The sequence below is a fragment of the Kurthia sp. YJT4 genome, from assembly GCF_030219945.1.
In the GTDB taxonomy this organism is placed as follows: Bacteria; Bacillota; Bacilli; order Bacillales_A; family Planococcaceae; genus Kurthia; species Kurthia gibsonii.
The window spans coordinates 474,452-488,301 of sequence record NZ_CP126689.1 but is presented as its reverse complement, the minus strand read 5'-3'; the positions used below and the strand labels follow the sequence as shown (position 1 = coordinate 488,301).

9 protein-coding genes are annotated in these 13,850 nt (G+C 35.5%); 6 read left to right on the top strand and 3 right to left on the bottom strand.

Going from position 1 to position 13,850, the window contains the following annotated elements; all coding sequences use genetic code 11:
- Positions 1-31 precede the first annotated feature (31 nt).
- A complete protein-coding gene (locus QN089_RS02325) occupies positions 32-1,234 on the top strand; it encodes an LCP family protein (RefSeq protein ID WP_082701474.1) in 1,203 nt (400 codons plus the stop codon).
- Between the two features lie 284 nt (positions 1,235-1,518).
- Here the strand turns inward: QN089_RS02325 and QN089_RS02320 are convergent, their stop codons facing one another.
- Both QN089_RS02320 and QN089_RS02315 read right to left on the bottom strand, forming a co-directional pair.
- Positions 1,519-2,556, bottom strand: a complete 1,038-nt coding sequence (locus QN089_RS02320) for a glycosyltransferase family 4 protein (protein ID WP_285215876.1) — start codon at positions 2,554-2,556, stop codon at positions 1,519-1,521.
- 285 nt (positions 2,557-2,841) lie between these two features.
- Positions 2,842-4,518, bottom strand: a complete 1,677-nt coding sequence (locus tag QN089_RS02315; RefSeq protein WP_285215875.1) for a methyl-accepting chemotaxis protein — start codon at positions 4,516-4,518, stop codon at positions 2,842-2,844.
- 309 nt (positions 4,519-4,827) lie between these two features.
- On the opposite strand from QN089_RS02315, the gene brnQ reads away from it, so the two are divergent.
- The 4 genes from brnQ to QN089_RS02295 all read left to right on the top strand — a co-directional run bounded on the left by brnQ (position 4,828) and on the right by QN089_RS02295 (position 10,904).
- Complete coding sequence (gene brnQ / locus QN089_RS02310) at positions 4,828-6,150, top strand: branched-chain amino acid transport system II carrier protein (RefSeq protein ID WP_087682305.1); 1,323 nt, start codon at positions 4,828-4,830, stop codon at positions 6,148-6,150.
- Positions 6,151-6,349: 199 nt separating this feature from the next.
- Positions 6,350-7,948, top strand: coding sequence for an FMN-binding glutamate synthase family protein (locus tag QN089_RS02305; RefSeq protein ID WP_285215874.1), 1,599 nt, complete (start codon positions 6,350-6,352; stop codon positions 7,946-7,948).
- 825 nt (positions 7,949-8,773) lie between these two features.
- Complete coding sequence (locus tag QN089_RS02300) at positions 8,774-9,859, top strand: C40 family peptidase (RefSeq protein ID WP_285215873.1); 1,086 nt, start codon at positions 8,774-8,776, stop codon at positions 9,857-9,859.
- A 352-nt stretch (positions 9,860-10,211) separates the two neighbouring features.
- The gene (locus QN089_RS02295; RefSeq protein ID WP_285215872.1) at positions 10,212-10,904 is read left to right on the top strand and encodes a C40 family peptidase; all 693 of its coding nucleotides are present in this window, start codon (positions 10,212-10,214) and stop codon (positions 10,902-10,904) included.
- A 207-nt stretch (positions 10,905-11,111) separates the two neighbouring features.
- On the opposite strand, the gene QN089_RS02290 is transcribed toward QN089_RS02295, so the two are convergent.
- The gene (locus tag QN089_RS02290; protein WP_285215871.1) at positions 11,112-12,596 is read right to left on the bottom strand and encodes a S1C family serine protease; all 1,485 of its coding nucleotides are present in this window, start codon (positions 12,594-12,596) and stop codon (positions 11,112-11,114) included.
- A 290-nt stretch (positions 12,597-12,886) separates the two neighbouring features.
- Between QN089_RS02290 and QN089_RS02285 the strand changes: the two genes are divergently transcribed.
- Positions 12,887-13,615, top strand: coding sequence for a WecB/TagA/CpsF family glycosyltransferase (locus tag QN089_RS02285; protein WP_285215870.1), 729 nt, complete (start codon positions 12,887-12,889; stop codon positions 13,613-13,615).
- Positions 13,616-13,850: the final 235 nt, after the last annotated feature.

Here is a 13,850-nt window from a genome sequence, read left to right as displayed (position 1 = left end):
CGATGAAGACTATTTTTAAAGGAGAACTTTTATGCCAAGAAAAAGACAGGTTTACAAAAGTCACGTCAAAAAGAAACAAAAAAAGAGTGGCGGTATTTTAAAAGTAACCTTAATTATTTTATTGATTGCCTTACTCGTTGCAGGCTCTTACCTTGCCTATTTATATTATGTAGGTAAAAAAGCGGCAGATAAAGCTTATGATAATAACGGTCGCGTGAAATCTGAATTACGAACAGAACAAGTAAAACCGCTTGAAGATAATATTTCAATTCTATTTGCAGGTGTAGATGATAGTGAAAAACGTGGGCAAGGAAATACCCATTCACGCTCAGACTCATTGATGCTCGCTACACTCAACAATAAGGATCATAGCGTAAAACTATTGAGCATTCCTCGTGATTCTTATGTGTATATTCCTGCGTTTAAATACCAAGATAAAATTACACATGCGCATACAGATTCAACAGGTATCCTTTCAACGATTGATTCTGTCGAGAATTTATTAAATATTCCTGTCGATTATTATTTTGAATTGAATTTTGATGCATTTATTCAAATCGTTGATGCACTAGATGGTATTGAAGTCGATGTACCTTACAAATTAGACGAGTTAGATGAAAATGATAAACGTACAGTTCATTTACAACCAGGTGTTCAAACATTAAATGGTCGTGAAGCACTTGCTTTAGCACGTACACGTCACTATGACGATGATTTTAAGCGTGGTGAACGTCAACAAATGATTTTAGAAGCAATTGCGAAAAAAGCAACTTCTGTTTCATCTTTCACAAAATATGATGCTTTACTAACAGCAATTGGTGACAATATGACAACGAATATGAAATTCGATGAGATGAAGTCATTCTTCTCTTATTTAAAAGATGGGATGCCTAAAATTACATCACTTAAATTAGAAGGAACAAATGATATGTCAACTGGTGTTTACTATTTTAAATTGAATGACGAAAGCGTATTAAATGTACGTCAACAACTTCAAAAACAACTTGGTTTAACACCTGATCAAAGTTTAGATTCTCATAGTAATAAAGGTGGGAATGCAAGCAATTCAACAACAACGAATGCGACTGATGATGAATCTACCACTACGGATAACGGCGTAGCCGGAACGAAAGAACAGAGTGAAAATCCATCAGATGGTAGTTATTCAAACTATAGTGGGAATAGTAATGGTGGACAAGACTATAGCTCAAACTCTTATAGTGATAACAACTAAATGAAATGATTGGCGTGTGTACATTTTGTACACACGCTTTTTTATGGGTTTTAAAGGTCGGGCGAGTGTCCCGTTTTCGCCCTCGAGTGTCCCGAATCCAATAGCGAGTGATCCGTTTTCTCCCTCGAATGTCCCGAATCAAATGACGAGTGACCCAACTCCCTCTACCAGTGACCCGTTTCGCCACACGAATGCTCGTTTTCACACTAGTCGAGTCAATTTAAGCCACCAAAAAAGGCTTTCAACAGAATTATTCTGCTGAAAACCTTTGTTTACTCATTTTTTTATTTTTTTTTAACGAGATTGAGTAGCGGGCGATATTTCGCTCCTGCCAGTCCAATTACTTCTACAAATAATTCAATTACAAGTAATAAAATAATACCGAGTAAAATGGCTCCCCATAATTTAGCCATTGAGAAGATGATTGCAGCTAAACCGAACATCGCAGCAATTCCATAGATAATTAAGACCGTTTGACGATGTGTAAAACCAATGCTTAATAATCGATGATGTAAATGTGATTTATCCGGTTGGAAAGGCGGTTGTTTATTTAATAAACGACGCACAATAGCAAAGAATGTATCAGAAATCGGTACGCCTAACATAATAATAGGAATAATTAATGAAACGAATGTAACATTTTTAAATCCAAGTAAGGCTAATACAGAAATGATAAAACCAAGGAATAATGCACCTGTGTCCCCCATGAAAATCTTCGCTGGATGGAAATTATAAAATAAGAATCCGAATGAACTAGCTGCTAAAATTAGCGCCATCATAAGAACGAATACATCATTCATTATGAATGCCATGGCAGCGAGTGTTAATAATGCAATCGTTGACACACCAGCTGCTAGACCATCTAGCCCATCAATTAAGTTAATCGCATTCGTAATCCCAACAATCCAAATTAATGTTAACGGAATACTTAAATAACCAAAATCTAATTCGCCACCGAATGGCAAGTTAATTGATGCGAGTTGAATATCTCCAAAGAAAATGACAATTGCTGCTGCAATCGTCTGACCTAAGAATTTTGACTTCGCTGAAATCTCGAGCATATCATCTAAAACACCCGTTAAAATGATAATGAAACTTGCAATTAAGATTGCAATCATCGCATCATTTTCAGGTCGATAAATTAATACACCTATTAAAAACGCGAGGAATATTGCAAGACCACCCAATCGTGGCATAATTTTAGCATGCACTTTACGATAGTTTGGTCGATCGACGGCACCAACGCGATATGCAAGCTTTTTAACGAGTGGAGTTAGTAATACAGATGCAACAAAAGCTGCAATCAACGCGAGGTAGCTCATACTCTTCCTCCTTATATAATGAAAAACTGTTCTATACCAACAGTTCATTTTAATGTAATTCTAAATACACTGTATTATAGCATGAAATTTTAAAAAGAGAATAGTGTCTACTATTTATTTCTAACTATAGTATGTCCTATTTAATAAGACGCTTACATTTTTGAAGAGGTTGCAATAAAAGAAGTGCTTCTTCGCATCATTTTATATAAAGCCTAAAAACTACTTAGAAGCACTCATAAATTCCCTTATTTCCTTTCAATACCTACTTTTTTTAAAAATGAAACCTTATATTGAAAAACGTTCAGTTGATTTTTGCATCTCCTGTACCTTTTCATAAACTTGTCCCACTTCATATAGAACGGTTGAATGTTGTTGCTTATTCTCTTGTACGAGCTGATTTGTTTCTTCAATTTGATGCGTACTACGTTTTAACGTATCACCTAATTGCTCAATTAATTCGACTGCCTGTTCTTTTTCTCTCTCAATTGTTTGAACATTTTCTTCTATTGCAGTGAAATGATATTGTGATGTCTCAAGTCCTTCCATAATTTGTTTCATATTATTAGATGTTTTTTCTACAGCTTCTAATGTATCATGCGAACACTCTAAACTTTTTTCGAATGTTTCTGCCATGCGTGCACCTTGCGCATGAATTTCTTGTGATACATTTTGAATATGTTGCGCTGCTACATTCACTTGCTCTGCTAAATTGCGTACTTCAGTTGCCACTACAGCAAAACCTTTCCCACTTTCACCAGCACGTGCTGCTTCAATCTCTGCATTTAATGCCAGTAGATGTGTTTGACGTGAGATCTCTTTTACACTATTTGATACACGCACGATATCTGTCATTCTATCTTCTAACACGCGACGTTCTTCATCTGCCTCACCGACTAAATGTTGTAACTTTAACATCGTCTGAACAGAATGTTGCATCGAATCATTACTTACTTTTGCATGTTTCACAGTTGTAACCGCACTTGTCGTCAATTCATCTAAACGTCCAATCATATCTTCTAAACTCTCTGAAAAATGCGTAACAAAATGAATAATTGCCTCCGAAGTCGCTTGCTGTTCTTGCGATTCCGCAAGTACCTCACTTAAACGAAGTTCCATCTTTTCAGAACCATCATAAGACGCTCGCGTTGTGTCTTTTAACTCTCTTGTATGTTGCGAAATTTCTACAGCACCGAATTGAATCATTCGAAGTGTATCCTTCAATTGTTCTTTCATATGATTCATAGCCGCTGTTACATCACCTAGTTCATCCTGTGTTTCAACAGGTACATCTGCAATACGTAAATTACCTTCTGCTACATTTTTAGCAGAATTTGACAAACTTTTTAATTGCAATTTAATTTGTCGGTTTGTTATAAATAAAAGAAGGAATGATACGCAAATTGCAATCAGAAAGGATCCGATTAATAATACAAGCGTACTTTGTTGGGAAGTTTGCATTTGCTTTACAATGTAAACACGTTCTTTCGATAAAGCTTCTGTTTCCTTCATAATTTTTTCATCAAACTGATTATATGTATAATACACTGAATTTAATTGTCTTCTTTTTGCAATGTTATCTTTTTTCTCAACGGATTTTTTTAAACGATTTTCGTATAAATCATCCATTGTCTGTAACACCGATTGCATCTCCTCTTGTCTTATGGACTGTACATTTTTGATTTTTTGCTGCACTTTTTCTTTTGCTTTCTGATAATCTTCTTCAAAACCTGGTAACGGATCACCCACATAATGATTGATGGCGATGTACAATGTCGCATATCCTTTTGAGAGACTTTCTAAATGATTCACTTCTGTTGATAATTCATTTAACTCATTGGACCATTTTCGATTTTCGATAATTTGACCAACTAACAGAATCGTCATAATCGCGAATAAAAGAATTGTTACACTTACTGCAAATAAATATTTTTTATAAATGGGTAGTTTTTTCCACACGTGCATCTCGCACACCTCCATATTCACTACATTACCATAGGTATTTGGAATTAAGTGGAGAATTACAAGACCTTAACATACCTTTTACATCAACGTTACAAGCCTTTAAAATGCTTCTTTTTTCTATTTAACATACACAATTACTTCTTTAAAACATAAAATATGTTTGTAAGATAAAATTTTCATTTCTTTTAGGTCATTTTCATGTTAGTATATTGAAGTTAGTTTTCCATCTGTAATTTGAATTTTCAGATAAAAACAAATATTTCGTAATTATAAATTATTTAAGTTTTTTTCGGAAAAGGAGTTCTGTATATGCAAAATCAAACATTGTCCCTATGGGGAAAAATCTCAGTAGGTTTCATGTTATTCGCACTATTCTTAGGTGCGGGTAATATCATCTTCCCACCAGAATTAGGTCAAAAATCGGGTGACCACTTTGTCATCGCGATGATTGCCTTTCTAGTAACAGGTGTAGGTCTTCCATTACTTGGTGTAATCACGGTTGCAAAATCAGGCGGTGAGCTGCAAGATATGGCAAGCCGTATCAGTCCAAAATTCGGTATCATCTTTACAGCGATTGTCTATTTAGCAATTGGCCCATTCTTCGCGATGCCGCGTACAGGTACAGTTTCTTACGAATTAGGTGTAAAACCATATTTATCAGAAGCAACAGCAAATGCTTATTGGCCATTACTAATTTTCACAATTGTTTTCTTTACTGTTACAATGTTCTTTGCATTGAAGCCAAGTAAATTAATTGACTCGGTTGGACGTGTATTAACACCTGCTTTATTAATCGTTATTGCGACATTAGCTATTAAAGCAATCGTTACACCAATGGCTGGTCCTGGTAAAGCTGTTGAAGGTTATGTATCAAGTCCTTTCGGTGAAGGCTTTAAACAAGGTTACTTAACAATGGACTTTTTAGCCGCTTTAATTTTCGGTATTGTTATTGTTCAAGCATTAAAGGGTAAGAATATTACACATCGTCCTGCTGTTGTAAAAATCACAATCTTCGCTGCTTTTGTTGCGGCAATTGGTTTAGCACTTGTATATGTATCACTTGGTTTCATCGGTTCTTCTTCTGTTCAAACAATCGGTTTCATCGGTTCAGGTACAGAGATTATTACAAAGTCGGCTTATGAATTATATGGTTCATTCGGGAATGTACTATTAACAATCGTTATCATTTTAGCTTGTTTAACAACTTCAATTGGCTTGATGACAGCTTCATCTGAGTTTTTCTATAAAATCTTCCCACAATTTAGCTATAATACATGGGTGATTATATTTGCTGTTTTCAGTACAGGTATTGCAAACTTTGGATTAGCATCACTAATCAAAATTTCATTGCCCGTTCTATTCGCGATTTACCCATTAGCAATCGTTTTAATGCTATTAGTTCTTGCTTCAAAATGGTTTAATGATGCACGCCCTGTCTATATTACAGCGATGATCTTCACTGCTTTCATCAGTATATATGATGGTTTAGGCGCTGCTGGTATTACATTTAAAGCATACACTGACTTTGTAAATGCAATTCCACTAGCTGAATATGGTCTTGGTTGGTTCATTCCAGCATTAATTGGTGCCATTATCGGTTATATTATTTCTCTTATAATGAAGAAAAAATAATCTATAAATGAAAAGAGCGTGAAATCTACTTTCCGCTCTTTTTCTTTAAACATTAAAGACTTAAATAAACTGACTTTTCTTTTTATATAGTTTTTATGAAAAAGGGGTTGTATCTATCTCGAATTGTGATATATTTAATCCATTATTGATATACATTCACAAAATAGACATAATCAAAACATGAAAAGGACGTGACACAATGGATTCGCAAAATCTGTTGACAACTGTATTATTAGTTATTATTGGCTTGGTAATTTTTATTCCAATCATTTTTGCAATCGCTTTCTATTTATTAGACCGCAAACAAAAACAACACTCTATCTTACGTAACTTCCCTGTATTAGGACGTGTACGTTACTTAACTGAAAAAATCGGACCTGAGCTTCGTCAGTACCTTTTCGATGATGACAATAAAGGGAAACCATTTTCTCGTGAAGAATTCTTACACATCGTATTACCTGGGAAATACTTAGGTAGTGTAATTGGCTTCGGTTCAAAACGTAACTTTGAAGAAGCAGGTTTTTATATTCGTAACGCCACATTTACAAAACAAGTTGAAGAGATGCAAGCAGATCAAAGTAATCCTGTTAAAACGCAAAAATATGTAATCGATCATGACGAGTTATTCTCTCGTAAAGAACATACTGTTCCTGTAGATGCGAAACCTTGGTTATTAACAGATGAAAACGCAGTTGTGTTAGGTCCAAACTGCCGCGAACCATTCCATGTAAAAGGAATGTTCGGCCAATCAGCAATGAGTTACGGTGCATTAGGTCGAAATGCGATCACCGCATTATCAACTGGTATCGGTCAAGTTCCTGGTTCTTGGATGAACACAGGCGAAGGTGGCGTATCACCCCACCATTTAAAAGGTGGCGCAGATTTAATCGTTCAAATTGGTTCAGGTTTATTCGGTTTCCGTACTCCTGAAGGCGAATTTAACATTGAAAAAGTGAAAGAAAAAGCTGCAATTCCACAAGTAAAAGCATTTGAATTAAAATTAGCACAAGGCGCAAAAACACGTGGTGGTCACGTTGAAGGTGAAAAAGTAACACCTGAGATTGCTGAAATTCGTGGTGTAGAAGTTGGTAAAACAATCAACTCACCAAACCGTTTCCGTCAATTTGATGACTTCCCTACACTATTCAACTTTGTTGATGATATTCGTGAAGCTGGTGGTCTTCCAGTTGGTATTAAAATTGTTCTAGGTAGTCCTGAAGATGCCGATTCGTTAGCACGTTATATGGCTGAATCTGGTCAAAGTCCTGACTTCATCACAATTGATGGTGGTGAAGGTGGTACAGGTGCAACATATCAAGAACTAGCTGATAGCGTTGGTTTACCACTTCATACAGCTTTACCATTATTACAAGATGCACTTGTACGTTATGGCGTCCGCGATCGCGTTAAAATTATCGCATCAGGTAAAGTCATTACAGCTGATAAAGCAGCTATTATTCTAGCATTAGGTGCTGATTTAATTAACATTGCGCGTGGCTTTATGATTTCAGTAGGTTGTATCATGGCTCAAAAATGTCATACAAATGAGTGTCCAGCTGGTGTAGCAACAACAAATCCGAAACTACAAAATGGTTTAATTGTAGACGAGAAAAAATATCGCGTATCGAACTACATTCTAAACTTACGTGAAGGTTTATACCGTGTTGCTGCTGCTGCAGGTATTGACTCACCAACTAAATTCTCAAAAGAACATATCGTTTATAAAGATGAACTTGGACGCGTGTACTCAATTGATGAACTACAAAAGAAAGGTGTAGCGCAACACGCACTTGTATAAATAAGAAAATACCCTCTCGGAAAATTTCTGAGAGGGTATTTTTATGTGGAATGATTTTGAGTGAATGAAGCGAGTGTCTAGGCGAGTGACCCACTTTCGCTCTCGAATGACCCGTTTAGACGGGTGAATGTCCCGAATCGAACTTTGAGTGGCCCAAACACTTCAGCGAATGTCCCGTTTTGCCAACCGAATGGTCGAATTCACACATGTATAGGCAACTCAAGTCCTTTTAGATTACTCAAAAGCCTTGAAGAAAGTACGAAGAGGGAGCAATTAAAGTCGTTTGAGCGAGTGACCCACTTTCGCTCTCGAATGTCCCGTTTAGAAGGGTGAATGTCCCGAATCGAACTTCGAGTGGTCCAACCACCAAAGCGCGTGTCCAAATCAATCATTGAATTCGCCCTACTCTTTATAACCTTAATAACATTTAATATAGAAGAAACTCTACAGTCATCTAGTATTTCCCCATCCATTTTATGTGACTTTTATGTGAAATACTGTACGTGACAAATATTTCAAAAGTAGGTTCAAAAGACCTCATTCTTGATATATTTTTATTATAATTATTAATTTTCATCTTCACTATCAAATATGCATACTATCAAACTTGATTTGAGTTAAAATATTTTTGAAAAATTCATTTATCCTAAAAAAAATAGCATTCTCAATACTTTTAGACTATGTTAGAATAAATACAAATATAAGGCTATTGAACCAAACATTTGAATGTTTTAATACTTTATTACATAAAAAACTTGTTTAGTTAATTTTATTAAAAGGTAATTGACTAAAGATGGTATTGATTCGAAGGAGCGTGAAATTAGAATGAAAAAGTCACTCTATGCAACTGTAGCGGTAGGAGCTGCCGTTATGGTCGCAGGTCACACTGATGCAGAAGCCAGTTCAAAAACTTATACAGTTAAAAGTGGAGACAGTTTATATGTCATTGCAATGAAGCATAATACAACGGTAGCAAAGTTAAAACAGCTAAATAATCTAAAGTCTGACTTAATCTTTGTTAATCAAAAATTAAAAGTTTCATCTTCATCAAAAGTAACAACGCCAAAAAAATCAAGTTCAACTACGAATAAAAAATTGAATACATCAAGTACTTCTAGTAGCGTCTATACTGTGAAAAATGGAGATTACTTATACGCCATTGCCATGAAATATAACACAACAGTCGATTCAATTCGTCAACTGAATAATCTAAAGACTAATATCATCTACGTTGGACAAAAACTTAAAGTCAAAGGCAAAGTAACAACTATTTCAAAACCATCAACTACAACACCTAATAAAAAGCCTGTATCGAACTCGAAACCTTCATCTTCTACAAATACATCTGTATATATTGTGAAAAATGGAGATTATCTTGCGAAGATTGCAGCACAATATAACACAACAGTTGAAAATATCCGTCAACTGAATAATCTGAAAACTAATATCATTTATGTTGGACAAAAACTTAAAGTCAAAGGCAAAGTAACTGTAACAAAACCAAGTACGGGGTCTGGTTCGAATAGTAATACAAAACCAGTTAGCAACCCAACGAACAAAAATGGCCTCATCAACATTGCTAAAAGTTTTATTGGAACACCATATGCTTGGGGTGGAACAACTCCAAGAGGCTTCGACTGTTCTGGTTTTATTTATTACACATTCAACCAATCTGGTAAACAAATTGTACGTACCAGTGCAGCAGGATATTATAATATGTCCACTAAAGTAAGTTCTCCAAAGGTTGGAGATATCGTGTACTTTAAAAATACGTACGCAGCAGGTATTACGCATTTAGGCATCTATATGAGTAACGGTCAATTCATTCATTCTGGTGATAACGGCGTAGAAATTTCTAGTATTTATCAAAGTTATTGGAAAGAACATTTTGCAGGTTATGGTCGCTTATAATAAAAGCTGAGGAATCGCTAAAAAGCGGTTTCTCTTTTTTCGTATTAGGCTGTTTTTCTTCGACATATATTACATAGTGTAATATACGTCAGTAGTATTTTGTCTATTTCTATATACATATAATAAAAAAAAGCATAAATTCTCAAAAAAACATGAAAACCACCCTATAAAACTTATATTATCTGAATATTAATATCTTTAAACTAAGTTTTTGTAATATAACTGTAATATAACTGTAACTGAATTAACCTTGTTTGATGTGTTGATTTTTTATAAAGTTAGTGTAGTTAATTTTTACTTACGAATTTAAACAAAACGATTACATAAAAAACGAATTTATTGGAGGACTCACATGTTTAAGAAATTAGTTATCTCAACAATCGCCACGGGCGCAATCGCACTATCATCTTTATTTGGAGCAACTACGGATGCTTCTGCTGCTACTTCTAAAGCAGTTCAATACTCAGCTACAAAATATGTTTACTCAGGTGACGGATCACTAAATATGCGCTCTAATGCTACAGTAAACTCTAAAGTTGTAAAAACACTTAAAAACGGTAACAAAGTTAAATTATCATCTAAAAAAGTTGTAAACGGTACAACTTGGGTTTATGGTACATATACTGGTAAATCTGGTTGGATGAATGCAAAGTATCTTTCATCTAAAAAAGTAAAAAAAGCATCTAACAACGGTTCAGCATTAATTTCTTATGGTTCTCAGTTTTTAGGTACTCCATATGTATGGGGTGGTACAACACCACGCGGTTTCGACTGTTCTGGATTCACTAGCTATGTTTATAAAAATAAAGTTGGCAAATCTATCCCACGTACAAGTGGCGCTCAATACGCAGCTTCTAAGAAGGTATCTCGCAGCCAATTACAAGCTGGCGATTTAGTATTCTTCTCTGTAGGTAGCAGCCGTATTACACACGTAGCAATGTATGCTGGTAATGGTCAATTATTACACGCTGCTGGTAACCGTGTTCAGTACCAATCTCTTTCTGGTTATTGGGATCGTTATGTAGTAGGTTACGGCCGTTTCTAATTCTTAAATTACTTTAAGTTGTCCATTTAAATTCGTGATAAAAGAGTAGCTCATGTAAAGCTACTCTTTTTTTGTATAGAGACAAACAATCTACTTTCCTTTTTAGTGTTTGCAACGAAAAACTGGAACCACGACACAGCGCGATTCCAGTTTTTCTTATGCTTATGTGGGATAGTAGTTTTTACATTTATACCCCAATCTGTTTCACTATTCTTCTGTTGTACTATCTACCGGACTATCTACGCTAGATGTATCTGCTGGCACATCTTCTTTTTCAGTATCTGTTTTTGTATCATCTTTACCATCTGTAGTTGGAGGTTCTTCTGTTTCTGGCTCATCTACTTCTGGTTTTTCAACAGGAGTTGTCGGTTTTTCTACAGGTTTTTCTTCTACTTGTTTACCTGTATCTACAGAACTGTTTACAATAATACTTGAAATCTCATACTCTCCAATATCATTGATAATAATTGTATACGCCACATTTTCTGTAATCGTATGTGTCTTTTTCGTTTTTGGATCTACATACTTCGCTACAGTATTCATTGTTACTGTTGCATAATCTTTGTTAATTGTGACACCTGTTACATTGTAATCAAGTGATTTAAACTGCTTATCTTTTGTATAACGTGATACCATCGCGTCGGCTTCTTTCATTGCTGGACGGTTTCCGATGAACGTATCATAGTATTTGTGCTCTCCATTTTTAATAGATTGAATTAATAATACATAATAACTTTCCATACTTTCTTTTAAGAAGTTCTCATCAAAGTAAGCTTCATCTGCATGGTTATTATCAAACTCTGTATCTTCATTGAAATCAATTTTAATATCTTGCGCTGACCACTTATTCACTAGTCCCATCACAGAGGCTAGAGGAATTGCATAACCAATCTCCGGGTGATCTTCTAAAATAATAGAGTTAATACCGATGACATTACCTGTCTCAGCATTAATTAGTGGCCCACCACTTGAACCTTTATTTAAGCGTGCCGTAATCTCATACAAGTTTTTGTATGTATAATCGTCCACGAATTCAGCACCGATACTTTGGATAACACCTTCTGTAGTAGTACCGTATTGATCTTTTGGACTACCAATTGCAACAACTTTCGTCCCCACTTTTGCAGTAGCTGTATCAAGTACAAGTGGATTTTTTCCTTCTAAATCAGGTACTCGAATTAATGCAACATCTGTTTTATCAGAAATACCAATGACTTTCCCTTGGAATTCTTGACCCAATTCATTTTTCACCACAACAAACCCTGCGTCTTTTGCTACGTGCGCATTTGTTAAAATGTCACCTTTATTATTAATTAAGAAGCCAGAACCTTGTTGTAGATCAGTATAAACTGTATAAATTTGCGTTTTTGCATTAGCAATAATCGCATCTTTATTATAGGTCGGCATGTTGATTGGTGTTTCATCTTGGTTTGTTGTGTTTTTTGAAGAAGTTTCTTCATTCGAGGTTTCTTTCGTTACCGTACCTTTTGCATCTTTTTCGCCCTCATCTTTTGGCTCTTTTTTCGCTTCTTTTTCTTCATTTTGAACACGAATGTTGTTGTCTTTCGCCTGGTCATCTGTCTTAGTTACTAAAGCATAGATGCCAGCTGCAACAACTGCAATGAGGATGAAAGCTACTACTAAACGCTTAAACGCAGCCTTCTTCGGTTTAAAACGTCTGTTTTCACTCATAACATCCACTTCCAATCTTATTATATTGTCTACCATATTAACGGATGAGCATATTAAAAAGTTTCATCGATATATGGCTGTTTTCACAAAGCATATCATATCACATTCTTTTTAGAAAATTAATGTGACAATGTAATGAAATTTTTAACACGGACTATGTCTATAGTGTGAATTTAATAATCATTCCTTAAAATCCATATTATTCCTAATTATTTTATCGGTTTTTACATTCTTTTCTTTACATTTTCTTATATAATGAAATGGACTAAACTCGAAGGAATGAACAACTCGTGAATAAAGTAAACATTTTAAATATACCCATTACGAATACAACAAAAGCACAATTTTCAAAAAAAATGATGATTTTGTTAGAAAAACAAAAACGTCCCATTCAAATTGTCACAGCCAACCCAGAAATTATCATGTTAGCTAAAGAAAATCCTACATATGAAGGCTATTTACGTGCAAGCGATCATGTTGTAGCTGATGGTATTGGCGTTGTTATTGGCTCAAAAATGTTAGGCACACCTCTCCAAGAGCGCATTGCCGGTTACGAATTATTACTTGAATTTTTATCGCTGGCAGATGCTGAAAAACACCGTTTTTATTTTTACGGTGGCAAACCAGGGATTGCTCAAAAAGCAGCTGATGAAGCAAAAAAACGTTTTCCAAATGCCAAAATTGTCGGTGTTTCTGACGGTTATGGCGGCGATGGTGACGGCGTTCAAGTAGCTGAAAAAATTGCTGAATTAAAGCCAACTCACATTTTTGTTGCGCTTGGTGCACCAAAACAAGAAGAATGGATTGCAGAGCATGCTCAACGCTTCCAACACGCCATTATGATGGGTGTAGGCGGTAGCTTTGATGTTCTATCAGGACAAGTCAATCGTGCACCAGAACTCTTTATACGCCTTAATTTAGAGTGGTTTTATCGCCTGATTACACAACCAACTCGTGCTAAACGTATGTTGAAAATCCCACAATTTTTACTCGCCATACAACGTGAAAAAAGAAAGTAAATTGGAACCAGAACAGTGACCGAACTGTTCTGGTTTTTTATTTGAGTTGGGTGTTAGGGACTTGAATTGACTAGATTAGTGTGAATTCGAACATTCGGGTGGCGAAACGGGATATTCGATTTGGTTGTTGGGTCATTCGTTGTTCGATTCGGGTCACTCGATACTCAATTCGGGACATTCACCCGATCAAACGGGCCATTCGAGGGCGAAAATGAGTCACTCGCTCCTCCCATGC